The 25,645-nt window shown below is 42.5% G+C and carries 22 protein-coding genes; 4 read left to right on the forward strand and 18 right to left on the reverse strand.

Annotation, left to right across the window (positions count from 1 at the left end; translation table 11 throughout):
- Positions 1-37: 37 nt before the first annotated feature.
- Entirely contained in the window at positions 38-562 is a 525-nt protein-coding gene (locus FE005_RS02890) for a biotin transporter BioY (RefSeq protein ID WP_138371301.1), read from the forward strand.
- Positions 563-879: 317 nt separating this feature from the next.
- On the opposite strand, the gene FE005_RS02895 is transcribed toward FE005_RS02890, so the two are convergent.
- From FE005_RS02895 to FE005_RS02905, 3 genes are read right to left on the reverse strand one after another with little or no spacing between them, the layout of a single operon-like run.
- A complete protein-coding gene (locus FE005_RS02895; protein ID WP_003128069.1) occupies positions 880-1,770 on the reverse strand; it encodes a metallophosphoesterase in 891 nt (296 codons plus the stop codon).
- A gap of 1 nt (position 1,771) precedes the next feature.
- Positions 1,772-2,155 (reverse strand): iron-sulfur cluster biosynthesis family protein, encoded by a 384-nt coding sequence (locus FE005_RS02900; RefSeq protein ID WP_138371302.1) that lies wholly within the window; start codon positions 2,153-2,155, stop codon positions 1,772-1,774.
- Positions 2,156-2,167: 12 nt separating this feature from the next.
- Complete coding sequence (locus FE005_RS02905; RefSeq protein ID WP_060813266.1) at positions 2,168-2,737, reverse strand: GNAT family N-acetyltransferase; 570 nt, start codon at positions 2,735-2,737, stop codon at positions 2,168-2,170.
- Between the two features lie 135 nt (positions 2,738-2,872).
- On the opposite strand from FE005_RS02905, the gene FE005_RS02910 reads away from it, so the two are divergent.
- Complete coding sequence (locus tag FE005_RS02910; RefSeq protein ID WP_041119905.1) at positions 2,873-3,325, forward strand: YueI family protein; 453 nt, start codon at positions 2,873-2,875, stop codon at positions 3,323-3,325.
- A 195-nt stretch (positions 3,326-3,520) separates the two neighbouring features.
- Here FE005_RS02910 and gshAB read toward each other — a convergent pair whose 3' ends face one another.
- On the reverse strand, positions 3,521-5,776 hold the full coding sequence (gshAB, locus tag FE005_RS02915) for a bifunctional glutamate--cysteine ligase GshA/glutathione synthetase GshB (RefSeq protein WP_138371303.1): 2,256 nt from the start codon (positions 5,774-5,776) through the stop codon (positions 3,521-3,523).
- 221 nt (positions 5,777-5,997) lie between these two features.
- Between gshAB and FE005_RS02920 the strand changes: the two genes are divergently transcribed.
- Complete coding sequence (locus FE005_RS02920) at positions 5,998-6,366, forward strand: BlaI/MecI/CopY family transcriptional regulator (RefSeq protein ID WP_003128064.1); 369 nt, start codon at positions 5,998-6,000, stop codon at positions 6,364-6,366.
- Positions 6,367-6,747: 381 nt separating this feature from the next.
- On the opposite strand, the gene ftsY is transcribed toward FE005_RS02920, so the two are convergent.
- From ftsY to FE005_RS02995, 14 genes are all read right to left on the reverse strand, one after another.
- Positions 6,748-8,049 carry a signal recognition particle-docking protein FtsY gene (ftsY, locus tag FE005_RS02925; RefSeq protein WP_103300744.1) on the reverse strand — a complete coding sequence of 434 codons (1,302 nt, stop codon included), beginning with the start codon at positions 8,047-8,049 and terminating at the stop codon, positions 6,748-6,750.
- Position 8,050: 1 nt separating this feature from the next.
- A complete protein-coding gene (locus tag FE005_RS02930; protein WP_003128060.1) occupies positions 8,051-8,869 on the reverse strand; it encodes a Cof-type HAD-IIB family hydrolase in 819 nt (272 codons plus the stop codon).
- Entirely contained in the window at positions 8,866-12,456 is a 3,591-nt protein-coding gene (gene smc / locus FE005_RS02935) for a chromosome segregation protein SMC (protein ID WP_138371304.1), read from the reverse strand. The genes FE005_RS02930 and smc overlap by 4 nt, the downstream gene beginning before the upstream one ends.
- A 15-nt stretch (positions 12,457-12,471) precedes the next feature.
- Positions 12,472-13,164 carry a ribonuclease III gene (gene rnc, locus FE005_RS02940; protein ID WP_003128057.1) on the reverse strand — a complete coding sequence of 231 codons (693 nt, stop codon included), beginning with the start codon at positions 13,162-13,164 and terminating at the stop codon, positions 12,472-12,474.
- A 216-nt stretch (positions 13,165-13,380) separates the two neighbouring features.
- Positions 13,381-15,165: an oligopeptide ABC transporter substrate-binding protein gene (locus tag FE005_RS02950; RefSeq protein ID WP_081131048.1), complete on the reverse strand. Its 1,785-nt coding sequence runs from the start codon at positions 15,163-15,165 to the stop codon at positions 13,381-13,383.
- 17 nt (positions 15,166-15,182) lie between these two features.
- A complete protein-coding gene (locus FE005_RS02955) occupies positions 15,183-16,100 on the reverse strand; it encodes an ABC transporter permease (RefSeq protein WP_081131049.1) in 918 nt (305 codons plus the stop codon).
- A 12-nt stretch (positions 16,101-16,112) separates the two neighbouring features.
- Positions 16,113-17,069, reverse strand: coding sequence for an oligopeptide ABC transporter permease (gene opp4B, locus FE005_RS02960; protein WP_005470040.1), 957 nt, complete (start codon positions 17,067-17,069; stop codon positions 16,113-16,115).
- Positions 17,069-18,013, reverse strand: a complete 945-nt coding sequence (locus FE005_RS02965) for an ABC transporter ATP-binding protein (protein WP_021150619.1) — start codon at positions 18,011-18,013, stop codon at positions 17,069-17,071. Before FE005_RS02965 ends, opp4B begins: the two co-directional genes overlap by 1 nt.
- A complete protein-coding gene (locus tag FE005_RS02970; protein WP_003128052.1) occupies positions 18,014-19,021 on the reverse strand; it encodes an ABC transporter ATP-binding protein in 1,008 nt (335 codons plus the stop codon).
- Positions 19,022-19,328: 307 nt separating this feature from the next.
- Positions 19,329-19,571, reverse strand: a complete 243-nt coding sequence (acpP, locus tag FE005_RS02975; protein WP_003128051.1) for an acyl carrier protein — start codon at positions 19,569-19,571, stop codon at positions 19,329-19,331.
- A gap of 114 nt (positions 19,572-19,685) precedes the next feature.
- Positions 19,686-20,702 carry a phosphate acyltransferase PlsX gene (gene plsX / locus FE005_RS02980; RefSeq protein ID WP_103300740.1) on the reverse strand — a complete coding sequence of 339 codons (1,017 nt, stop codon included), beginning with the start codon at positions 20,700-20,702 and terminating at the stop codon, positions 19,686-19,688.
- 47 nt (positions 20,703-20,749) lie between these two features.
- A complete protein-coding gene (gene recG / locus FE005_RS02985) occupies positions 20,750-22,780 on the reverse strand; it encodes an ATP-dependent DNA helicase RecG (RefSeq protein WP_230320963.1) in 2,031 nt (676 codons plus the stop codon).
- A 180-nt stretch (positions 22,781-22,960) separates the two neighbouring features.
- Positions 22,961-24,634 carry a DAK2 domain-containing protein gene (locus FE005_RS02990; RefSeq protein WP_113849099.1) on the reverse strand — a complete coding sequence of 558 codons (1,674 nt, stop codon included), beginning with the start codon at positions 24,632-24,634 and terminating at the stop codon, positions 22,961-22,963.
- A gap of 44 nt (positions 24,635-24,678) precedes the next feature.
- The gene (locus FE005_RS02995) at positions 24,679-25,041 is read right to left on the reverse strand and encodes an Asp23/Gls24 family envelope stress response protein (RefSeq protein ID WP_003128046.1); all 363 of its coding nucleotides are present in this window, start codon (positions 25,039-25,041) and stop codon (positions 24,679-24,681) included.
- A 266-nt stretch (positions 25,042-25,307) separates the two neighbouring features.
- Between FE005_RS02995 and rpmB the strand changes: the two genes are divergently transcribed.
- Positions 25,308-25,496 (forward strand): 50S ribosomal protein L28, encoded by a 189-nt coding sequence (gene rpmB / locus FE005_RS03000; protein ID WP_003128045.1) that lies wholly within the window; start codon positions 25,308-25,310, stop codon positions 25,494-25,496.
- The last annotated feature ends 149 nt before the right edge of the window (positions 25,497-25,645 follow it).

The raw sequence follows: 25,645 nt of genomic DNA on the forward strand, positions 1-25,645 counted from the left end.
CAACTATTGGATTATGTGTTAACGAAAGAAGGATACTATGAAACTACCATTGCGAGAACAAATCTATGCTGCTTTTTTTGCCATCATTATTGCTGGGATGTCTCAACTAACCATCCCATTAGGATTGATTCCTCTGACAGGCCAAACCTTTGCTGTCGGCTTGGCGGTAACCTTTCTAGGAATGCGCACAGGAACCATGTCGATCCTTATTTACTTATTGCTGGGGTTGATCGGATTACCGGTTTTTGCCGGCGGAGCAAGTGGCATCGGCGTCTTATTCGGACCTACAGGCGGCTATCTGATTGGTTTTATCTTTAATGGACTCTTGACGGGGAAACTTTTGGAAACAGGCCGCGCCGGATATGTGAGAGGGATGTTAGCGAATATCGCTGGTGCATTAGCAACATTGTTTTTTGGTACCTTATGGTTAAAATGGAGCACCGCTATGTCTTGGACTGCTGCCATCAATGGCGGTTTTGTTCTCTTCCTTCTGCCCGGTGTGATCAAAGCCATTGCTGCGGCTTATTTAGGGATTTTCTTGCGGAAAAGATTGCAGCGGTAAAAAAAGAGAAAGTAGCAAACATGGGCTGCTTCAAGCAATAAAAAGGAATTTCCGAAAATCGCTGCTTTATTTTTTTGAAATTTCTGCTTATTTCCGAAGAAGCTACTGTTAGCCGTTTATTTGAAAAAAAGAGGGACTGTGCCATAAGTCATCATCCAACAAGTTAAACCGAATAATAGTCTGTTGCTAGGATAGATTCCTCTGACTTTTGCGACGAGGAGTCCCTGCACCGCAGGAGCAATAATCATTAATGTTCGGATAGTGTTACTTGTAGGAGACTTATGACACAGTCCCTCACGCTTTTATCTCGTAGCGAATCAATAGTTGATCCATGTGATTGCTTGCTGGAGCTCTGCTCTTAAATGGGCTGCTTTGTATTGATTGAACGCTGCTTGATTAGTTCGCAAAAGTCCCCGTAGCTTTGTTGGCTGAAAATTTTCTGTCAACTGATTTTCCAGAACAAATCGTCGGGTCAATTGCCATTCATAGTAATAGCCCAAAGGACGACAGCTATAAATCGTCTGTCCAATCACTTGATCTTCAAACCGACGATGGGTATGGCCAAAAACTACTTGACGCACATTGTCCGCCTCATCAATAACTGCCCCAAATTCTGGTGAACCTAGAAACGCGTTCAAATGATTCCAACGAACATACTTCCCCGTTTGTTTGACGATAAAGGTTGCTTTCGGAACAAAATGAGTCGTTACGATAACTTCTTTATCTTGAGGGAGCCCTCGCAATGTTTGACGCAGTCTTTCATTGATCTGATGACTGATTTCCGGATCGGTTCCTGTCCGCTGAATCATACGATCATACCAAAAGAGGTGCTTGAGACGAAGGATCTCTTCTGTGCTTTGCAAGTCAGAATAGCCGTAGTCATACCAGCCATTGACACCTAACAAGAGTGTTTTTTCCGATAAAGCGACTGTTTGAAAGTTCAAGAAAGCTGGATCAGGATAGGTTTCGATCAATGATTCTGATAAATCAGCCATTTCATGATTGCCCCAATGAAAGGTAGTAGGCAGCTGTCTTTGAAAGAAATCAATGACGGTCATCGCTGCTGTCTCTTTGTTTGCAATATCTCCAGCTAGATGCAAGTGCGTCGCTTGATTGGCGTCTAGCAATTCGGCTATCAGCTGCAAGTCTGTTGCACTGAAATGATTGATATCGACATGCAAATCGCTGATAACGGCTAATTTCCCCATATCAGTTTCCTGCCACCTTTTTGTCCATGCGCAACAGTTGAACGTTAGATGCCAGCAGACCGCTGTCACTAGTCAACTGCAAGCGCTGATAGTCAGGATCGACCACCAAGCGTGTCCGCTCTTCTAAATACATTGCTGCGCCTTGTTTTAACCAAACTGTTCCAATTGCTGTATCCAGCTTCGTATCATAGATAGACAATCCGTCTTCTGGATAATCTGCTGGTACGAGGATCAAGCGAAAACTAATATCTAACCGGCAAGAGATCGCCGTAGCCGGAAAAGGTCCCACACCATCTTCAAAATCTAGATAAATTCGATCTCCCTCCTGTTTGACTTCTGAGATTTTTGCTACTGCTGCTGCATCCATATCAATCGTTATTTCCATATCGATTCTCCTTTACATGATTCGTTTTTGCCACTCGTCTCGGGTAATTCCCCGCATCACTTCGTCCACTACTTGCCCACGAAATCTTCGCGCAGCCGGAATCTGTGCTTCCACTTTCATGCCAATTTTTTCCATCACGCGACCAGATCGATGATTTCGCTGATCGTGCAGTGCATAAATACGAACAAGCGCTAATTTTTCAAAACCCAAAGACAAAAGCATCCGAGCAGCTTCCGGTACGATCCCTTGCCCCCAGAAAGCTTTATTCAAGGTATAGCCTAGTTCTGCCACTTCCTTTAGCGGGTCCACCCGCAAGTCAATCGTTCCGATCATTTTGCCACTCATTTTCTCTTCAATAGCAAATTTACCTAATGGCGCCGCTAAAAAATACGTTGCAATGGCGATTTTTGTATCCACAAGTGATTGATGCCTCGGAAAAACAAACTCCGTCGTTTCTTCATCACTTGCGTATTCGAATAAATCATTGGCATCTGCCATCGTCACAGGACGCAACCATAATCGTGGTGTCTCGATTCGTTGATTTTCTGCTAAAATCAATAAGTGGTTCTTTTGGATTTCCATGTTTTCACCAGCTTTCTTTCTGATCTTTTTTAGTCTTTCTTATGGCCTCACCGAAATAGCTAAATGTTTCTAATAATCGACGCTCCCTTTTTTGTGCTATAATATAAAGCAAGAAAACGCTTAGGAGGATTTTCAATGTCCGATGAATTGGAGAAACGCCTAGATACAGGAATGTACGGGACACCTCGTGTTAATCCAGATGAACAAAGAAAATACTTGGGAACGTTTCGTGAACGTTGTTATCTAAGTATGACGGTAGCAGAAATGAAGAAAAAGGACAACCAAGAAACGTTACAGTCGGTTCTCCCTAACTATCAAGGGGCACTGATCTTGATCAACGGAAAATTGCCCGAAACGCTTCAGACGACCTTTATTTCATTGATTACGAAACAACAGCTCGATTTTCGAGTGGTGACTGACGCCCAGACTGCTGATCCTGACAGTATCGGTTTACTGATCGTTGCCAATGAGGCAGTGAATGAAGAGGTAATCGATATCGAAGAAAAGTATCCTCAAAAGACAAAATCATCTTCCGAAGAAGATCCCATCAAAGAAAAAAAACCATTCTGGGAACGATTCTTCCGCTAAACAAACCAACGGATCAATTACTAGTGATCCTTCACTAGTACGAACAGCAAAAGAAGTTGTATTAGAAATGGTCAGCTTTAAGATATTTCGGCTTATTTCCGAAGAAGCTACTTCTAACCATTTAATCTAAAAAAAGGAACAGTGACAAAAGCCTTGTCACTGTTCCTTTTTCAACTTCTGACTGTTAAGCGGCTGTTAAAATCGTTCCGGAAAAAGCAGCTTGAGGACAGACATGGTTAAGCGGCGGCTTTGTCCTTGGTACGGGTAAATATGCATATGCATAGCGGGATTGAAGTTCGCTTCAATAATGCCGTATGCTCCCGGATCCTCCGCGGGCTTTTCCTTGTCAGGAATAATCAAATCAATCCCACTGATTCGTGCCTGTAATGCGGTCACGGCATCTGCAGCGATTTTTTTGTAGTCATCATTAAATTGATCGGTGACATCGATCGAATCGCCGCCCGTGCTGATATTGGAATTTTCCCGCAAGTAAACGATTTGTCCTTTTTCTGGGACAGAATCTATGTGATAGCCTTGCTCTTTCAACATCAACTGTTCCAATTCACCTAATTGGATCTTCTCCAACGGTGTCCGATGGTGGGTCCCCCGTAATGGATTGGTATTTTTCTCTGCAACTAATTCCTTGATCGTGCGCCGACCATCTCCTATTACATTTGCCGGTATTCGTAGCAAAATTGCTTCAACTTGACCATCGATCACAAAGAAACGATACTCTGTTCCAGCAAGGAATGCTTCAACTAAAATCGACTGGTCTTCAGCAAAAGCTAAACGGACAGCAGCTTGATAGTCCTCCAACGAAGCGCCATCCTTAAAGATCGAGATTCCCACGCCATAGTTGGTTGTTTTGGGTTTGACGACAAAACCTCTGTCAGCAAATTGCGGGTAAGCAGCAAGCGCCTTTTCTACAGTGGCGAATTCTGCTCCTGCAGGAACCCGAAAACCATTCTCAGCTAAAATCTTTTTTGTGACCGTTTTATTGGCCATGATCAAAGGAACGATATAACGATCCTTACTTGTCATATTAGCGTTTTTGACATATTCAACATGTTCATCGATCGATAATTTCAAGAACTGATCAGATTCATCCAACACTTCCACCTTGATTCCCTTTTGAATCGCATCGAACATCAAAATTTGTGTTGACAGTTCCATGTTGGTAAAGCCTGCTAACTGATAAGGTTTTTCCCAGGCAACTTGATGATAGGATACTCCTAGTTCAGTTGCCACTTGAGCCTGACTTGACCTTTGGCTGGCTTGATATAAACGACCGGCAAAAGTTTTGCCGGGATCTTCCAACATTGGCAGCAGTTGATCCAGTAAAGGCATTGTCGGCAGACTGATTTCCTTTGCAAAAGCGATCAATTCTTCCGCAACTGCTTTAGCTTCTTCAAGATAGATCGTTTGATTCAATGGGTGTTCCAATGCCACTTGATTGTTTTTGCGATTTCCTTCTTCGACCCAAGCATCGGCAGCAGCGCCCTCCTCTTTCGTTGCTAAGTATAACAAGAAAAGGTGCAGAAATTTCACTTGATCTTGCGAAATACCGTACATTTCAAAGGGATTGATATCAATATTGCGTAATTCAATGTAACGAATTCCCGCTGTTGCTAAGTCGGCAACCTTTTGCCCCCCTCGCAGGCGAACTGGTGCATAAAACTCTTTTTCCTCAGATAGTTTGCCAGTTTCTACCAGCTCAGCGATATCCGCCAGATAGGTCTCAAGAGAGGCATAAGACACGTTGACATCGGTATGATTCGTGTAGCCATAGCGGCTGTTACGAATGCTGCGGACAGGTTCTTGCGGTCCAGAACCCGCCATAAAATAATTGGCTTCCGTTTGCGGTGTTGCTCCAAAGAAATAAGTCAAAAACCAGCGGTAATGCAAGTAATTTCGGGTAACTTTCAAGTAAAGTTCTGTTTTAAACCTACGATAATCTGTTTCTGACGACTTGGTAAATAACTTTCTTAAAAAATCATCCCCAAATTCAAAATTGAAGTGGATGCCGCTGACCATTTGCTTACGACGCCCATACGTCCTTGCCAAAAACCGACGATAAAGAACATCTTCAAAACGATCCAGCTTTGCGATCACGATATCCTCTTCTTTTTCCGGCAACGCAGGCGGCATACTTAATGGCCAAAGCATCTCCTCAGGTGCCATCGAACGATAAGCAACATCATGGATCGCAGCCAGATAACGAAACAGTTCCTCTGAGCTTTCCGCGACTGGCGTGATCAATTCCAACTGATTTTCAGCAAAATCGGTTTGTATGTACGGATGAAAACTACGATTGCCTAATGCTTCAGGATGATCTGTCCCAGCAAAACTTCCGTCTAAACGTGCACGCTGCGCCTCACGTTCGATCCCATAACGCCCATCAAATAAGTAGGGACGCAGTTCTTCTTGTATAAAAAGTGATTTTAGTGTCATATCATTGCCCTCTTTGTCTTAGATTCTTCCTTATTATAGTCAATAATCCAGCAGAAAAAAATGAAATTGTGCGATTCTCTTTGCTAGTTTTTTAAAAATTACCAAGTTTTTACAAATTACTTGAATAAATTTGATATTTGACCTCTAAATAAAGTATACTTACTATATAATAGTAAATTATTATGTCAATATTACAACTTTTTTGAAAGGAAGAATAGTGAATGAAACCACTCAATCTTACCAAACGCGAACGTCAGATCATGAATATCTTCTGGAATGCTGAAAAACCTTTGTCTGCAAATGACATTGCGGTTCAACAACAGGACTTAAGTAAAAACACGATCCAAGCCGTTGTCAGAAAATTAAAGAACCATGATTTATTGAAAGTAGCTGACATCGGCTACAGCGGTACTGTCTTGACCCGCTTGTATTCTCCAAATGTTTCTCAAGAAGATTTTCTAGCTGCCGAACTCTCTGAACAATCGTTACTGAATCTAGTCTCGAATTTCATTGAAAACAGTGAGGATGCCGAGACATTGAATGATTTGGAAAAAATCATCAAAGAGCGGCAAGCACAGCTAAAAAACTGATTTCTGAAACAAGTTGTTCTTGTTCACAGAGAAATGTCCACGCTGAACATTTCTGACACGACAAGGAATCTTTCTTGGAATGATTTCAATTTCAGGAACAGCAGCTACATCCTTTTAGCTGCTGATGGGGAGGTTTTGTGAACCAGAAGTCACACGTCATCTGTTACGTATTCTGCTGTGGTACTTCATGTACATCGCAGCTGTCAAACGTATGCCTATAAAGTTTATTTCCATAACCGAGGAGCTTTATGCAAGTTCCTTAACAAAAAATATCCGAACTACTACTGATTACTCCTACCGTTAACGCCATCGCGAGATGATGAAGAGGAATAATCAAACATAGTTCGGATATTTTTGTCTTATTTCAAGCGATGAACAGCATCAACCTTCGTTGATGAGACCTTTAAATAGCCCAACAACAAACTCATTTGGATCAAACGGCTCAAGGTCGTTGATTCCTTCCCCTAATCCGACCAATTTAACCGGTAAACGCAATTCATTGCGAATCGCTAAAACGATCCCACCTTTGGCAGTTCCATCTAATTTCGTTAAAACCAATCCTGTAACATCCGTGGTTTCTTTGAATTGTTTGGCTTGGTTCATCGCATTCTGACCAGTCGTCGCATCTAACACGAGCAACACTTCATGAGGCGCATTCGGTTCTACTCGTTGAATGATCCGTTTGATTTTCTCTAACTCATTCATCAAATTGACTTTATTTTGCAAACGACCAGCTGTATCAACTAATAGAACATCTGCTTGCTCTGCTTTCGCTCGTTCCATCGCATCAAATACGACGGCTGCCGGATCACCGCCAGCTTTCCCCCGAACGACTTCCACACCTGCTCGATCCCCCCAAACGACGAGCTGATCGATTGCTCCAGCTCGAAAGGTATCCGCAGCTGCCAACAACACTTTCTTGCCTTCTGATTTGAATTGATGCGCCAGTTTTCCAATGCTGGTGGTTTTACCGACGCCATTCACACCGACAAATAAAATGACGGTCAATCCAGGTTGCATATTTAGTTCGTTGACTTCGTCGACACCCGCTTCACCGTAAAGATCGACTAATTTTTCAATAATAACATTTTGAACCTCTGCCGGCTTCTTGACATTTCGCAACTTGACCTCTTGACGCAGTGCATCCGTGATCTTGATCGCTGCATCAAAGCCTACATCGGCTCCAATCAATGTCTCTTCGACTTCTTCAAAAAAATCTTCGTCTACAGAGCGAAAATTCGCGAACAGCTCATTGAGTCGTTGTCCGAAAGTTTTGCGAGATTTCGATAGTCCCTTCGTGTACTTATCTTGTACATCCTCTTTGTGAACCGCTGTTGGCTGAGGTTGTACTTCAGGTCTTTTTACCGTTTCACTAGGTGTCACGACGTCGAATGGTTCAGCTGATTTCAGATCTTGTGCTCCTTCTGATGATGAAGTATCAGCCGCGGACTCCTCTGTTTCTGTTGGCTGCAACGCGGAATCGGTAGTAGTTTCTGGACGAGAATCCAGTGTTGGTTCCGTCGATTCTACTGTTTGTTCTTGTGCGGAATGGTCATCTGCGACGGATGACTCATCGACAGATGACTCTGGAGATTCAACTGGTTCCTCTACTTCGCCTTGCACTTTGTCTTGCTCTTTTGATTCACCAATCAAAGCTTTTTTAATTTTGTCAAAAAATCCCATTTCAAACGCCTCCTTTCAAAACATATTTTTCGATGACAGTTGCTACACCGTCTGCTTCATTCGAATCTGTTACCACATCTGCGGCTTCCTTGATTAAAGGCACGGCATTAGCCATCGCTACACCGAGTCCTGCATAGCGAATCATCGGCAGATCATTTTCTTCATCTCCGATCGCCATGACTTCATCGATAGTGATACCTAAATCCCGAGCCAGCAATTCAATCCCATAGGCTTTCGTAATTCCTTTAGGCATAAATTCCAGCAAATTGTTCCGAGTTTTGATTACTTCATATTTCTCTCTGATTGCTGAAGGAATCGCCAAAATCTTCGGATCCAGTACTTCTTGATGATAAGCAATCACAGCTTTATTATAGAGTTTCGACTCATCCAGAGCTTCTATCGCATACGGGCGGCAATCCAGCAATGGATTCAGCGAACCATAGATCGACTGATTCGTTGCTGAAGTCGGCAAGCACAAAACGATTTCTTCGGATACGACATCCAGCGGCAAATCCAGTTCTGCTGCGACAGCAACCAATTCATGAATATCAGCCAATTGCAAAGCGGCTTTTTCCATGATTTCTCCCGTATCGTTTTTTTGCACCAGACCACCATTAAAAGTAATGCTATAGTCCCCTGATTCATTCAATGACAACTCTTCTAAATAAGGACGAATTGCCCGTAAAGGACGACCTGTGCAAAGGACGATTTTTACTCCTTGTGCTTTTGCTTGGGCAAGAACTTCTTTATTTTTTTGCGATACTTGTTTCTTTCCATCCAACAAGGTACCGTCTAAATCAATTGCGACTAATTTGATCATTTTGCTACTCCTTCTTGATCTGCGACAAAATTTCCGCCTTCTTTGACATCTTCCAAACGCACAGAAACGGTCTTAGAAACACCGGATTCCTGCATCGTCACGCCATACAACACATCTGCCGCTTCCATGGTCCCTTTGCGATGTGTGACAACGATGAACTGTGTATCATTTTGGAAGTCGCTTAAATAATGGCCAAAGCGTGATACATTGGCTTCGTCTAAAGCAGCTTCAACTTCATCCAGCACACAAAACGGGACGGGACGGACTTGGATGATCGAAAACAGCAGTGCGATGGCTGTCAGCGCTCGTTCGCCTCCAGAAAGTAGACTCAAGTTTTGCAGCTTTTTACCTGGTGGTTGGGCTTCGATCTCAATACCAGTATTTAGTAAGTCCTTTGGATCTGTCAAAATCAATTCCGCATGTCCCCCGCCGAACATATTGGGGAAAACTTGCTTGAACTGCAGACGAATCGCATCAAAAATCTCACCGAAACGTGTTTTGACTTCTTCATCCATCTCGGACATTGTATCGAATAATTGTGCTTTTGCAGAAAGCAGATCATCTCTTTGACTGGTCAAGAAGCTGTGACGCTGTTCCACTTGATCATATTGCTCGATAGCATTCAAATTGACTGGTCCAATCGCATCGATTTTTCCTTTTAGATCTTGGATTTCTCGTTTTGCAGCTTCCGGGTCATCGATCGCTGGATAGTCATTGGCCGCTTTTTCAAAGCTCAATGCATATTCTTCCTGTAAGTAAGCCAACCGATTATCCATCACCAAATCCGCGCGGTTTTTCTCAATTTCTACATTGGTCTTTTCGGATAGTTTTTCTTTTTGCTGCAAGTTTGCCAAACTGAGCGCTTCATCCAACTGTCCAATTTCCTGTTGGACGATTTGTCTTTGTTGCCGAATGTCCGCCAATTCTTGTGTCAGTGTTATTTTTCCTTGAGTGAAATCACTGATTTGCTGATCTAGGCTTTCTTCCGAAATTTCATGGTCACTCACATTCGAATTGATTGCTGCTAACTGCCGTTCTAGCGACTGTTGGCGTGCTTCATTCTCCGCTATCGCTTCCGCATTCGCAGCAATTTTTTGTCTTAAATGTTCCACTTGTTCTTTTTGAACAGCAAAATCAGCTTGTAATTGGGCGGCTGTCGCTGCTAACTGGCTTCTTTTTGCTTCGATCAAATCTTCTTCTGCATTCATGCTTTGAATGTCGTGATCGATTTTTTTCAGCTGCTGCGCAATGGTTTGCTGTTCTGATTCCAACCGAGTCTTCTTCTCGTTATACTCTTCAAAAAAGGCCTGAATCTCGCGATTTTCAAAGTCAAAGACTTGCTGCTCTTTTCTCAACCGTTCCAACTCGTTGGTGAGGTTTTGCAGTTGATTTTTTAGTTCGTGTTCCGTCATTCGAGCCGTTTCACCGGTGGTTCGCAGCTCTTCCAAGGCTGCTTGAGCATCTTTTGTCACCGTTTCGAAGTGCTGCACTTGTTTCTCTGTTTTTTGCAGGCGTTCATCCAATTGAGCGGCTTGAGCCGTTAATTGCTGCAACTCATTGCTTTGACTAAATAGGCTGCCGGCATTTTTCTTCGTCGCTCCACCGGTCATCGAACCCCCGGCATTCATCACGTCGCCTTCCAGTGAAACGACACGATAGCTATAGTTCAGTGCTTTAGCTAATGCATTAGCACTTGTCAGATCTTCTGCGATGACGATACTTCCCAATAGATTTTCGGCAATGTTTTTTACATCTTCATTGAAACGCACCAGCTCACTAGCAACGCCGATAAATCCTGGTACTTGTTGTGCTTGAGAAACAGCATAACTAGGCAATTGGCGAGACTTGATCGTCGTCAATGGCAAGAATGTGGCCCGACCACCACGATTTTGTTTCAAATAGGTAATCGCTGCTCTGGCATCACGTTCGGTTTCTACTACTACGTGCTGGGCAGAAGCGCCCAGTGCTGTTTCGATAGCAACTGTATATTCTTCTGGTACTTCGATCAATTCTGCAACAGCACCCACGACACCGGTTAGCTGCTGCTTATTTTTTAGAACTAGTCTGACGCCTTGATAAAAGCCAGCATAGTTTTCTTGGATATCCTGTAAACTCCGTTGTTTTGCCCGCACTTGTTGGACTTGGTTCATTAACTGATACATTTTTTTCTGTGCATCATCAAATTTTTCTTTGTTATCTTTGGCTTTCTCTTGTAAATGGATATATTGCTTCCGCTGTTCGTCCAACTGTTGCTGCACGGCTTGCAAGCGTTCATTAACGATTTCTGCGGCTGTCGCTTTTTCTTTGATCGCTGTCGACAGTTCTGTCTGCTTCGTAACGGCTGTCTGATTTTTTGCCGATTCTTGCTGGTATTGGCGCTCAAGATATTTGAGCTCATTGCCGACCGTTGCTTGCTCCTGCATTGCTTCAACATACTGACTGCGTAGTTCTTCGATGATCTCTTTGGCCGATTTCTGATACTTTTCTTGTTCCGCTCGACAATCAGCAATCGCTACTTCTGCCTCTTGGACACTGCGATTCTTTTGCGACAGTTCATGAATCAATTCAGCTTTTTCGTCATTCAACTGTTGGAGGCGTTCACTGACGGCATCCAAGGTCTCTTGATATTCTGCTGTGCTTTTTTGCGTATGCTTGGAGCGCTCCAACAGTACTTCTTTTTGGCCTTCGGCTTGCTTCAGCCCTTCCGTTACTTGCAACAGCTGCTGATTGAGCTGCTCCAATGATTCATCGAAGGCTGCTCGACGCTGCCGCAATTGCTGCACACTGCGTTCACCGGTATTGATTTGCTGCGTGATTTCAGCCAACTGATGATTTAATAGTTCCAGCTGTTCTGTAGCTGTTTCCCACGCACGTTTGGCTGTCTGGATCTCCATGACAGAAAAAGCCACGTCTACTTCCGTTAATTTTTCCTTCAATGACAAAAATTGTTTGGCCGCTTCACTTTGAGCAGCTAACGGAATCAATTGATCCTCTAACTCATAAATAATATCTTGTAGACGGTTAAGGTTGTCTTCTGTTTCAAACAATTTCTGTTCTGCTTTTTTCTTACGCTGTTTGTATTTCAAAACACCGGCAGCTTCTTCAAAAATACCGCGACGATCTTCTGGTTTGCTGCTGAAAATCGCTTCGACTTTCCCTTGAGAAATAATCGAAAATGATTCTTTTCCTAGCCCGGAATCCATAAAGAGTTCCTGGACATCTCGCAGGCGGCAACTTTGTTTGTTCAAATAAAAGTCGCTTTCACCGGTTCTCCTTAACCGGCGAGTCACACTGATCTCACTGTAATCCATTGGTAAATAGTGATCGGTATTATCTAAAATAATCGTTACTTCCGCTACATTTAATGGCTTGCGAGTGTCAGATCCTGCAAAAATGATATCAGGCATCTTGCCACCACGCAGGCTTTTGGCAGACTGTTCTCCTAAAACCCAACGAATCGCTTCAGTAATATTGCTCTTGCCGCTGCCATTTGGTCCTACGACCGCAGTCACACTATTTTCAAAATCAATGATCGTGCGGTCTGCAAAGGATTTGAAACCGGCAATCTCTATTCGTTTTAAATACACTCCGCCATTCCTTTCTTATTGATCAAGACTTGCTAAGGCATTTTCTGCCGCTGCTTGCTCTGATAATTTCTTTGATTTTCCTTGCCCCTCGCCAATCAGCACATCGTCACAATAGACTTCTGTCCAAAAGATTCGTTCGTGGGCAGGACCTTCTTCTTTCGTTAAACGATAGTTGATGGACACATCGCCAGATCGCTGCAAGACTTCCTGCAATCGGGTCTTGTGATCCATCTCATGGGAAAAAGCACCTGCTTTTACTTTTGGAAAAACGACAGCCGTCAAGAAACCGTCGACGCTCTCCAAACCTTGATCCAAGTACAACGCACCTAAAAAAGCTTCAAAAAGATCGCATAACAATGAGGGACGCTTACGTCCGCCAGAGTTTTCCTCTCCTTTGCCTAACCGAATATATTGATCAAAACGGCAATCTTTGGCAAACATTGATAAGCTATCTTCGCGAACGATTGCTGCCCGCAGCTTTGTCAACTTCCCTTCAGGAAGGTCCGGCAGTTCACGGTACAAATACCGTGAGACGATCAATTCTAAAACAGCATCTCCTAGAAATTCTAGGCGCTCATTATCGGATAGGTGCAAATTGCGATGCTCATTCACATAAGATGAATGCGTAAACGCTTGTTCGAGTAAATCTACATCATGGAAGACAATGCCGTAATCCTCTTTTAATTCGTTCATTAGCTGTGTATTCATTTGCCACATTCCTTCATTAGTTTATCGACACTTCCCTATTATACTGGTTTTTGGCTAATTATGAAATGTTTCGTCCAAAAACTTGAAGCCTCCATAAAAAAATTTTAACCGTTTATTCTCCTGCTCTTTGTTTCCATGACTGATTCATTGTTTTTTATTGATTTTGCCGCGAACAAAATAAAAAAAGACGTTCCCGAAAGAACGTCTTTTCCTAAATTAGCGAGATTCTGCTGTTACAGAAACTGTTGCCCATGTATTGTGATCTGCATCATATGCCCATGTGAAATCTTTGACGCGATTAGATACTGGTAATACTTCGTTACGGTAAAGCGAAGGAATAACAAATGCTTCATCCGCAGCGTATTCTTGCCATGCATCAAATGCTTCTTTACGTTTTGCTTCATCAAATGAATCTTTAGAGTCGATTGCTTCTAATAGCTTCGTATTTTCATCAGATTCAAAACGAGTGTAGTTAAATGCTGAGTTTGGTCCATAAAGTCCGGTTGGTGAAGGATCTGAACCTGTTCCCCATGCACCTTGATACACATCGATTTCAGGATCATCATTTTTCAATTTATCATAGAATGCTTGGAAATCAATCAAACGACCAGTTGTGTATTTCACATCTAAGCCGATTTCATTCCATTGTTGGATGTAGTAATCAGCCAATGGTTGAGCTGTTTCGCCACCTGACATTGAAGCAAAATTGATGGTTAATTTTTCACCGTTTTTGTCTTCACGCATGCCGTCGCCGTCAACATCTTTGTAACCAGCATCGTCTAACAATTTGTTTGCTTTGTCGATATCTTGTGTGTAACCTTTAACTTCTGTATCGTGCAATGTTCCAAATACCGGTGGGATCAATGTTGTCGCATTTGAACGTAGGCCATTATAGAAACGGCTACCGACAGCATCATTATCTAGTGCGTAACCCATTGCTTGACGCAATGATTTGTCCGCCATTTTTGATTCAGGATTGTAGTTAACTTTTCCTTCTTTATCATCCCAAGTACCTAACTTAAATCCAATATACGTATAAGCTTGCTCAGGACGGCCCAAGATTTGGTAGCCATCTGCATCTTTGTAAGTTGGGTAAGTATCTGTTGGCATTGACAATGCTAAATCATATTGTTTCGCTTTTAAACCTTCTACGATTGAAGCTGCTGGAACTGCTTTAAATGACAATTTATCCATTTTAGGTTTGCCACCGTAGTAATACTCATTTGGTACGTATTCTACAGATTCACCGGCTACGATGTTTGACATTACGTAAGGTCCGAAAACGATTGGTGTTTTACGAACAGGATCACTTGATTCCATATCTTTGACTGCAATACCTTCAAACGCATGTTTTGGTAAAGCAGAAGACCAGATACCGCCGCCTGCTTGCATCATACCAGGGTGAACTTCTTTGTATTGAATTTTAACGACTTTGTCGCTTTCTTTTGTGATTCCTGAGATTGTGTCAGATTTGCCATCGTGGTAATCTTCCATCCCAACAATATTTGTAAAGTTGTTGTCATAACGGATTCCTGTGTAATCTTTGTTACCGATCACTTCATAGGAGAAAATCACGTCATCTGCTGTTACATCTTCGCCGTCTGACCATTTCAAATTGTCGCGTAATGTAATCGTTGCTGTGTTATTATCTTCATCTAATTTAAGATTTGCAGCCCCACCATCAACAATTCGAAAATCAGCATCTGTTAAGAATAAACTTTCATTACTTGGTTGCATGAACTGATAATCATAATTGTCTTGATAAAATTCAGTTTGGAACAAACCTTGGAATTGTGTATCCATAACTACTGCGACGTCCAATGTACCGCCTTTGATTGCTTCTGCGTCATTTTTGACTTCAACCGGCATAGAGCTAATATCTTCTGTTTCAGTTGCTGAGTTGCTGCCGCCTGATGAATCTGTTCCGCCACTATTGCCGCCACAAGCTGCCAATGCTAAGACTGACAAAAGTGTGACCATACCAAAAATATTTTTCTTCATCCTGTATCCTCCTTGTTTTAACCTAGTCGTTGACGTGCATCGGCTGAACGCTTAAATGCCTGACCAACGTAGTTTATACTCAACATCAATACTAAAATCAATATTGACGCGGGTAACCATATCCATTGTCTGTTGACCAGCACATCACCGCTGCTGGCGTACCCAATCAATGTTCCCAAACTTGGAACATTCGTTGGCAGACCAAAGCCCAAGAACGTTAGAGTTGTTTCGATACCGATATTTGCTGCAAAGTTCATCGTCAAGTTGGTGATGATCAATGAGCTTAAGTTCGGCATGATTTCGCGAAACATGATCACAAAATCATTGGTCCCTAATGTTTTTGACGCACTCACATAATCTCGGCGCCCTTCAGAAAGGGTCTTACTGCGGAAGAGTCTCGCTTTTCCGACCCAATAAAAGGCACTCATGACCCAGATAAACGTCCAAACATTGTAGCGAGGTACGATCGAAACAATAACGATAATGATCAACATGATCGGTAAGATCATGACAAAATCGACGATACGCATCAAGATATTATCAATCAACCCGCCATAGTAACCTGAAATGATCCCCAAGCCAACTCCGACGATCGATGTAATGATCGTGATGGAAAACCCAATCAAAATCGAATTACGCGCTCCAATGATCAATTGTCCCCAAACATCACGGCCACCTTCATCCGCCCCTAATAGGTAGGTGCCGCCATTTGGTGAGACTGCTCCTGGTGCAGCATATTTATCTAGAATACTTACATGCATGACTTGGCTTTGATCAATGACTGCCGAGCCGATGAATACGAAAAGCAGTACTGCTACCAACAAGACCAATGAAAAAATAGCGATCTTGTCTTTTAAAAATTCACGAAAAATCATTTGTAATCCCATAGGTGGGATACTTTCTTGTTTCAACACTTTTTCTTTCTTTTCAGACACGTTTATCCCCTCCTACTGGATTCTGATTCTTGGATCGACAATACTCATAATGATGTCTGATAGCAATGTACCGATCAATGTCGCCAGACCTAATATCAAAGTCAACGAAGTGATCACGGCATAATCCCGCTGTACAATACTATCGATAAATAATTTTCCGACACCTGGGTAAGCAAAGATTTTTTCAATGACCACTGAACCAGCGATCAATGAAGTGATCTCATACCCCATTTGAGATGCGATCGGCAAGGATGCATTTCGGAACACGTGACGTGAGAAGACTTTACTAGTTGGCACCCCTTTCGAACGAGCAGTTCGCACGAAATCCAATGATTTGGAATCAATCACTTCACTCCGCAGATACTGGATCGTCACAGCGGTACCTAATAGCGCAGAAGTGATAGCCGGTAAGATCAGATGATACAGACGGCTCCAAAACTCAGCCATTCCCGTTACGCCTGGTGCTACAGACCCCCCAGTTGGGAACCAACCTAAACGATAACCAAAGATAAACAGTGCAATCAATGCAAAGATAAACAATGGTACCGCAAAACTAAAGAAGTTATACACGACAACGACTTTATCTAAAATCGAATTTTGGTAACGTCCAGCCAACATTCCTAAAGGAATCGCGATCACATACGTTAAGATAACTGTTAACAAAGATAGCCACAATGTGTTGCTGATCCGTCCTGAAAGTAATGTTGCTACTGGTAGTTTATAGATAAAACTTTGACCAAAATCTCCTTTAAGTGCATTTCCGATCCAACGGAAATATTGTGTATACCAAGGATCATTCAATCCGGCTGCTTCCCGCATCCGTTCAATAACTGCTGGATCTTGGTTCGGATTAATCAATCCTGTAAATGGATCCCCGGGCATTGCTTGTGCAATCAAGAAAATTAAGACACTCAAAATAATGACTTGCGGGATCATTAATATCAAACGACGTAGAATTGTTTTCCACATTATTCAGCACCCCCATTTTTCAAAGCGACTTGATGTGTTCCTGTGATGGTTCTAAGGTCATAAACACGACCTGTTTCATCATAGTAATCTTTTTGGTGAGTGACATATTCCAACTCTACCCGACGGCGGTTTTCTTTATGCGCCTCACGATTTTTCACATCAATTTGAGGAATAGCTGACAATAACCGCTTCGTATAAATATGACGCGGATCTTGATAAATATCTTGGCGTGTACCGATTTCAACAAAACGACCTTTATACATGATGGCGATATTGTCGCACATGTGTTTCACAACACCCAAGTCATGAGAGATGAATAAGAAACTTAAGCCAAACTCTTGTTGGATTCGTTTCATAAAGTTGAGCACCTGTGCCTGTACAGACAGGTCCAATGCAGAAACAGGTTCATCAGCAACGATCAATTTAGGGTTCGATGCCACTGCGCGGGCAACCCCCAAACGTTGTCTCTGTCCACCAGAGAATTCATGAGGGTATTTGTATAAAGCATCTTCTGGCATCCCAACGATATCCAAAAGCCGTTTCACCCGTTGTTTTTCTTCTTGGTCACTCAAACGTTCAAAATTCCGTAGCGGTTCAGCAATAATATCCACTACCCGCTTTTTAGGATTCAGACTTGACATAGAATCTTGAAAAATCATTTGAACATCCTTGTTGTAATTCATTTTTTTGCGGACAGAGCGCTTTGTGACATCTTGTCCTTCGTAAATGACTTCACCGCTGGTAATCTTTTCCAAGCCAACGATTGCTTTCCCTGTTGTTGATTTTCCAGAGCCTGATTCTCCTACCAGACCGTAAGTTTTTCCCTTTTCGATGATGAAATCCACACCGTCAACAGCATAGACATAGTCCGTTACGCGGTTGAAAAAACCGCTGCGAATCGGATAGTGGACTTTCAGATCTTTGATTGTGATTAATTCTGACATCTACACTTCTCCTTCTTCGTCTCTAAAATGAAAATGCTTATAGCAAGTACAGCGAACTAAATGATCTGGTGCAACTTCATGCAGGACAGGATTTTCTTCGTGGTCACTAGCTGGGATCCAAGGGATACGAGCAGCAAAACGGCAACCAGTTCTTGGCATGTTTTTCAATGAAGGAACGACGCCTTCAATCACGTGCAGTTCACTGTCTTGAGAATCTTCTTGTGGAATTGAGTTCAGCAAAGAGCGTGTATAAGGGTGTTTTGGATTTGCAAACAACTCTTCCGCTGTGGCAACTTCAACAAACTGACCGCCATACATAACGGCTACACGATCAGCCATTTCTGCCACTACACCTAAGTCATGGGTGATCAAAATGATTCCCGTTTGTGTTTCAGCCTGCAAATCTTTCAATAAATCTAGGATCTGTGCTTGGATGGTTACATCCAATGCAGTGGTTGGCTCATCAGCAATAACAATTGGCGGTTTGCATGCGATGGCAATGGCAATGATTACCCGTTGCCGCATCCCACCAGATAATTCGTGGGGATACTGGCGACCCACCCGTGCTGGATTTGGAATCCCTACTTGATCTAGTAATTCAAGGGCCCGGGCTTGTCTCTGTTCCGCATTCATATTTGTATGATAAGATAAACCTTCTTTGATTTGGTCTTCAATACGCATGAGTGGGTTCAAAGCGGACAATGGATCTTGGAAAATCATCCCAATGTCGTTCCCGCGAATTTTGTTGTAAAGCGTTTCATTTAAGTTTGACAAATTCAAGTCTTTGTATAAGATTTCACCGGTGATTTTGGTATTGTTTGGATCATGCAATCCCATAATCGTTGTAGCTAAGGTACTTTTTCCACATCCGGATTCGCCTACGATCGCTAAAATCTCATTGCGTTCCAACGTAAAAGAAACACCGTCTACAGCGTCATAGTAATCATCTTTAATACGAAAACCTGTATGTAGGTTTTGAACATCTAGTAATTGATTATCAGTTGACAATCGAATACCCCTCTCTTTTTTATAAGATGAAGTGCCCTCTAATGTAAAAAAGTAGGAATTATAAGTCAAATTCCAAATGCTTTCTTAACATCGTGTAATATTTTCTTAATAATTATATAGAATCACTCACTAGATTGCAAGTCTATAAATTTTTAAGATACTGAATTTTCAGAATACTTACATTGCATTTACATTTTTTCAGGATGGTGCAAAGAAAAGGCCCTTTTTTTCGAGAAACGAATGGTTATTAAACAAATTCTGATAAAGAAAGAGCTGGGTCATCTATGACTCAGCTCCTGTATCTGTCTTAAGCAAGATGGCTTGAAATATAATCAACTGCTCCGCCGACTGTTTCAATCTGTTCGGCATCTTCATCAGAAATCTCCGTACCAAATTCATCTTCTAATTCTAAGACGAATTCCATCACACTGATTGAATCAGCATTTAAGTCGTCTTTAATACTCATTGTATCCGTTACTTTATCTGCATCGATCTCAAAATGGTTTGCGATCACTACTGCAACTTTCTTGAATACTTCTTCTCGCGTCAATTGCCTTCACCTCCACGCGTTCGCACAAAACATAGAATGGCTAACAAACATTGTACTGCTTACATGCAAATTTGTCTAGTCCTTTTTTGCATTTTCATTACAATGATTGCAGTCTCATTGCGTTGACTCTTCATGCTTAGGTGTTTCTTCAAAATGAGCCACCAATTGAGGAACCACATCTGCCTGCAACATGGTATAGATTTGTTTGATGGTTGCTGCCACGGCATCTGGTCCAGTCGCTCCATGTGTTTTGATCACTGGCGCTTTCAGACCAAACAAAACAGCCCCTCCGTGTTTGGCATAATCCATCTCATTTTTTAAATTGCGCAAGGCATCTTTCAATAATAAAGCCCCTAATTTCCCTTTGGTTCCGGAATTCATGATGGATTGTTTCAATAACGACATCATATTCAATGCGGTTCCTTCAATGGATTTCAAGACGGCGTTCCCAGTGAATCCATCTGTGACCACAACATCCGCTGCACCGTTCAGAAGTTCCCTAGCTTCAACATTTCCGATAAAGTGAATCGATGATTCTTTGGTCAACAATTCAAACGCTTTTTTGGTTAACTCGCTGCCTTTGGTCTCTTCCGTCCCATTGTTTAGCAACCCTACCCGCGGTTGTTGAATGCCTCGGACTTTTTGAGCGTAAAAAGAACCTAACACAGCATATTGAACGAGATGTTCTGCTTTATTGTCAGCATTCGCTCCTAGATCCAGCATATCAAAGCCAGTTTCTTTCCCAAGTACAGGCATCGTCGACATTAAGCCAGGACGTTCGATTCCTTTGATACGACCTACGATAAACAAACCTGCAGCTAACAAAGCCCCGGTATTTCCAGCAGAGAAAATGGCATCCGCTTGACCTTCTTTGACCGCTTGGGCTGCTAAGACCATCGATGCGTTCTTTTTGCGGCGGATCGCTTTAACAGGTTCATCATCACTGTTGATTTTTTCATCGGTATGAATGATTGTAAGCTGACTTTCGTCTGTCACATATTTTCTGATTTCATCTTCTTTTCCGTATAATAGAAATTCGATTTCTGGATATTCTTTTTTTGCTAACATGACGCCTTCAACGATCGCTTTTGGTGCGTTATCGCCACCCATGGCATCTACGGCAATTTTCATGACATACGCCACTCCCTTCATTTTTCCAAGTTAGTATACCATATTCTTTAATCAAAAAATTGATTGTCTCGTTTTTCTGCTGCTAAATAATCGGCTAGCGCTTGATACTCCGGTAAAATCTGCCATTGGTGCTTCTGCCAGATTTGAGTTGCTTCTACTTGTGCAACTTCAAGAATATGGGCATCGGCTACTAAATCGGCTGCGGCGAATTCAGGTAAACCTGATTGACGATTACCAAAGACTTCCCCGGGACCTCGCAATTGCAGATCTTTTTCACTGACGACAAAGCCATTGGTGGTTTCAGTCATGATTTTCATCCGCTCTATTCCGGTTTCATTTTTGGGATTTGCCACCAAAATACAGTAAGAAGCATCTGCACCACGGCCGACACGCCCCCGCAACTGGTGCAACTGAGCTAACCCAAAACGATCTGCATCAATAATCAACATGACTGTCGCATTGGGTACATTTACCCCTACTTCAATAACTGTCGTTGATACCAAGATCTGTAACTGGTTGTCCTTGAACTCTTCCATGATCGCATCTTTTTCTATATTTTTCATTTTGCCGTGGAGAATGCCCACTTGGTAGTTAGGGGCAAAATAAGCCTGCAGCTGCTCGTAAATCTCCGTAGCATTCTTGACATCTAACATTTCTGATTCTTCAATCAGCGGACAGATCACATACATTTGATGTCCTTTCGCTAATTCCTGACGAGCCCAGTCCAGCACAGATTCCAATTGAGGTGGTCGTACCCAACGCGTTTCGACCGGAATCCGGCCAGCTGGCATCTCATCGATGATGGAAACATCCATCTCACCATAGGCCGTGATGGCCAAGGTTCGTGGTATCGGCGTCGCCGTCATGAACAAAACATCCGGCAAATATCCTTTTTCTCGCAATATTTTTCGCTGATTGACACCAAAGCGATGCTGCTCATCTGTGATGACTAAACCTAGACGGGCAAAGTTGACCCCTTCTTGGATCAACGCATGCGTCCCTACGACAATATCGATCTCACCTGCAGCCAATTGCTCCAAGATCACTCGCCGTTCCTTTGTCTTGGTGGACCCTGTCAGCAGTGCCGTTGTCACTTCTAGCAGATCAAATAACTGGTTAAGGCTTTCCAAATGTTGTTGTGCCAGAATCTCAGTTGGTACCATTAACGCCCCTTGAAAGCCAGCTGTCATAGTGGCGTACAGTGCGATAGCAGCCACTACTGTTTTTCCGCTACCGACATCTCCTTGCAGCAGTCGCTGCATATGTTGCGGACTTTTGAGGTCATGACAGATCTCGTTGGTGACTCGCTTTTGAGCAGCTGTCAATTCGAAAGGCAGTGTCTGGGTGAAAGCTTTTAACCGCTGAACATCATAGTCAATGGCTAAGCCGTTCTTTTCAGCCTTTTCGGAAATTTTCAATCCTTGGATCTGCATTTGAAATAGGAAGAACTCTTCAAAGATGATTCGCCGCTTTGCTTGATGACTTTCTTGCGGATCTTTTGGAAAGTGCATAGCTCGCATAGCAGTCTGGCGATCCAATAACCGATATTTCTCCGTTAAAGTTAGAGGTAAGATTTCCTCGATCTGGTCTCCGTATGATTCAAATGCCTGCCTGATCAAGTCAACCAGCACACTTTGCCGTACCGATTTGTTTACATGATAGATAGGAGCGAAATCACCTGGCTTCTTGCTGCCAAGAATCTTCATCCCAGCTAGTGATTTCCGTTTCGCATCCCATTTCCCGTAAACCGCGATTTCTTCAGACAAAACAACTTTATCTTTTAAATAGGGCTGATTAAAAAAGGAAACATTGAATACATCATGATCTTGCATCATTCGAAACTGCAGCCGACTCTTTTTGTAACCAAAACGATTTACAACAGCCGGGGAAACAACGATTCCTTTGATCGTGACTTTTTCTTGATCTTGTATCTCGTTCAATTGACGCTCTTGAATATCTTCGTAGCGAAAGGGGTAATATCGCAATAAATCTTCGATTGTCTGGATTCCAAGCGCTGCGAGATCTTTTGCTCGCTTTTCTCCGACACCAGACAAAACAGTGATTGGCTGATCAAGCATTTCTTCCCTCCTCAAAACTAGTTGTTTGCAGATTGCTTTCTTTATTTTACTCTTCTCTGTTTAAATTACGAAGAATTTGAATGAAAAAAGATGAACAAAAACAGGCTGTTTCTCTATCAATCAAAAAAGAGACGGAAACAAAAATCGCCCTGCGACTTTTGCCCCGTCTGCTTTCAAGTTTTATTCAGCCGAGAAAAGATACGGATAAACAGGTTGATCTCCTTGATGGATCTCCACTTCGATCTCCGGATAGATTTCTGTCAATGCTGCTTCGATTTTTGCTGCTTCTTTTGCTTTTCCTTCTTCGCCGATAATAATCGTAACGATTTCTGTTTCATCTGAAATCATCTTCTGCAATGTATCCATGGAAGCAGAGAAACGATCGGGTACAGAAACCACGATTTTCCCATCAACCATTCCCAAGAAATCACCTTCTGTGATTTCAATTCCATCGATTGCTGTATTGCGAATCGCGTGTGTCACCGAACCACTGACAACACTTGACAAGATTTCAGTCATCGCTTGTTGATTTTCCGCTAACGTTGCTTGTTCATTGAAGGCCAACATTGCTGTCATCCCTTGTGAAATCGTACGGGTCTCAACAACAGCGACTGGGATGTCCGATACTTCTGCTGCTTGTTGTGCAGCCATAAAGATATTCTTATTGTTTGGTAAGACGATAACCTGATCTGCGTTCACTTCATTGATAGCAGTCACGATGTCTTCCGTGCTTGGATTCATCGTTTGACCACCGCTGATCACATAGCTTGCACCTAAGCTGGTAAATAGTTTATTTAATCCATCACCGGCTGCGATAGCAATGATTGCATAAGGTGTACGCGGACGTTTCACTGCAGCAGAGGGTTGATCGTGCTCCAGAATTGTTTCATGCTGTACACGCATATTATCCACTTTGATCTTGATCAAAGAACCAAATTTTTGGCCATAGTTCATGACTTCACCTGGATGTTCTGTGTGCACATGGACTTTGATAATCTCATCGTCATTGACGACTAAAAGAGAATCTCCAAGTTCGTTTAGATAATTTCGGAATGTTTCATAATCAAACGTACTGTCTACTGTTGGTCCTTCACCAATTTTGACCATGATCTCTGTACAATAACCGAATTTGATGTCTTCTGTAGCCATTTGTCCTTGAACGCTGCGATGATGTTCGGCATTGACCATTTCATCCATTGCTGCTGGTGTTGGTTCATAGACCTCATTGGCTTGATATTCTCCAGTCAGTGCATTTAAGAACCCTTCATAAATGAACAATAATCCTTGGCCACCACTATCGACTACACCAACTTCTTTCAAGACTGGCAATAGATCTGGTGTTTTGGCTAGCGCACGTTTTGCTCCGTGAACGACTGCTTTCATGACTTCTACACAGTCATCACTAGTTTGTGCTTTTTTCTCACCGTATTCTGCAGCGATACGTGCTACTGTCAGAATCGTTCCTTCTACGGGTTTCATGACTGCTTTATAGGCGGTTTCGACCCCATGTGTAAAGGCTTGTGCCAATTCTGGCGCAGTTAATGTTTCGACCGTGGGGATCGCTTTAGCAAATCCACGGAACAATTGAGACAAAATGACGCCTGAGTTTCCTCGTGCGCCCATTAGTAGTCCTTTTGAAAGAGTTGTGGCAAGATCGCCCACTTTTTCTGAAGTGGCATCTGCTACTGCTTTTGCACCGCTTGTCATTGATAAATTCATATTCGTTCCTGTATCTCCATCAGGTACTGGAAATACATTCAATGAATTGACAAACTCTGCATTTACTTGTAGACGAGCCGCGCCTGCCTGCACCATCTCTTGAAACTGACCTGCGCTGATATTCGTTACCTTCACTGATAATCCTCCTTAAAATCATCCGCCGCAAGCGGATCACTTGCCTAATCTGGCAGTACACGTACACCTTGGACAAAAACATTCACTGAATTTGCTGAAACGCCTAGCATTGTTTCAAGATTATATTTCACTTTTTCTTGCACATTGCGGGAAACTTCAGAAATTTTTGTACCATAGCTAACGATCGTGTAGACATCCACTGCAATACCGTTTTCTTCTTGACGAACAACGACACCGCGAGAATAGTTTTCTTTGCGTAAAATTTCATTGATGTTGTCCTTGATCTGTTTCTTGCTGGCCATGCCCACAATACCAAACACATCTGTTGCTGCGCCACCGACAACTGTGGCGATGACCTCGTTGCTGATTTCAATAATACCTGATGAGGTTTTGATTTTTACAGCCATAATATAGCCTCCTTAAACGGGATATTCCCATCTTTCTTCTCTCACATTTTATCATAGCTGCTAGTCAAATAAAAGGATGTGACTTATGAAAAGGGGCTTGGCATCAGATATTCTTGTATTCTGACCTTGTTTAATTTACAATGTTTACTGCTAAAAGTCAATCTTTCTTGAAAATTACCCTTGCATTTTCTAACTTTCTATGATAAATTCAGATGGTATGAGCTGAAATAGCGCTCCAACATCAAGGCAAAGGAGGAAATAACCACATGGCTAAAGTTTGTTACTTTACTGGACGTAAAACTACAAGTGGAAACAACCGTTCACACGCAATGAATGCGACAAAACGTACTGTGAAACCTAACTTGCAAAAAGTTCGCGTTATGATTGACGGAAAACCTAAAAAAGTTTGGGTGTCAACTCGTGCTTTGAAATCTGGAAAAGTTGAGCGCGTATAATCTTAACCACACATTTTCGGCCGTTCTTGCGAGCGGTCTTTTTTGTTGTCTTCCGTTTCATTCCTCCTTTCCTTTCTTATGTCCTTTGTTTTTTCTTTAAACAGCTAATGACATTGTTTTTTTAATCCTTTGAATTATGGTACACTAAT

It is taken from the genome of Enterococcus sp. M190262, from assembly GCF_005843965.1.
Classification (GTDB): Bacteria; Bacillota; Bacilli; order Lactobacillales; family Enterococcaceae; genus Enterococcus_D; species Enterococcus_D gallinarum.

Bases quoted from the DNA above. Each gene is read 5' to 3' on its own strand.
- rnc (WP_003128057.1), bottom strand. From the start codon at position 13,164: ATGAATACACAGCTAATGAACGAATTAAAAGAGGATTACGGCATTGTC.
- ftsY (WP_103300744.1), bottom strand. From the start codon at position 8,049: ATGGGATTTTTTGACAAAATTAAAAAAGCTTTGATTGGTGAATCAAAA.
- rpmB (WP_003128045.1), top strand. From the start codon at position 25,308: ATGGCTAAAGTTTGTTACTTTACTGGACGTAAAACTACAAGTGGAAAC.
- FE005_RS02910 (WP_041119905.1), top strand. From the start codon at position 2,873: ATGTCCGATGAATTGGAGAAACGCCTAGATACAGGAATGTACGGGACA.
- FE005_RS02895 (WP_003128069.1), bottom strand. From the start codon at position 1,770: ATGGGGAAATTAGCCGTTATCAGCGATTTGCATGTCGATATCAATCAT.
- FE005_RS02965 (WP_021150619.1), bottom strand. From the start codon at position 18,013: ATGTCAGAATTAATCACAATCAAAGATCTGAAAGTCCACTATCCGATT.
- FE005_RS02905 (WP_060813266.1), bottom strand. From the start codon at position 2,737: ATGGAAATCCAAAAGAACCACTTATTGATTTTAGCAGAAAATCAACGA.
- gshAB (WP_138371303.1), bottom strand. From the start codon at position 5,776: ATGACACTAAAATCACTTTTTATACAAGAAGAACTGCGTCCCTACTTA.
- FE005_RS02995 (WP_003128046.1), bottom strand. From the start codon at position 25,041: ATGGCTGTAAAAATCAAAACCTCATCAGGTATTATTGAAATCAGCAAC.
- recG (WP_230320963.1), bottom strand. From the start codon at position 22,780: ATGCTTGATCAGCCAATCACTGTTTTGTCTGGTGTCGGAGAAAAGCGA.
- FE005_RS02930 (WP_003128060.1), bottom strand. From the start codon at position 8,869: ATGATCAAATTAGTCGCAATTGATTTAGACGGTACCTTGTTGGATGGA.
- FE005_RS02900 (WP_138371302.1), bottom strand. From the start codon at position 2,155: ATGGAAATAACGATTGATATGGATGCAGCAGCAGTAGCAAAAATCTCA.
- FE005_RS02890 (WP_138371301.1), top strand. From the start codon at position 38: ATGAAACTACCATTGCGAGAACAAATCTATGCTGCTTTTTTTGCCATC.
- FE005_RS02950 (WP_081131048.1), bottom strand. From the start codon at position 15,165: ATGAAGAAAAATATTTTTGGTATGGTCACACTTTTGTCAGTCTTAGCA.
- opp4B (WP_005470040.1), bottom strand. From the start codon at position 17,069: ATGTGGAAAACAATTCTACGTCGTTTGATATTAATGATCCCGCAAGTC.
- plsX (WP_103300740.1), bottom strand. From the start codon at position 20,702: ATGAAAATTGCCGTAGATGCCATGGGTGGCGATAACGCACCAAAAGCG.
- FE005_RS02920 (WP_003128064.1), top strand. From the start codon at position 5,998: ATGAAACCACTCAATCTTACCAAACGCGAACGTCAGATCATGAATATC.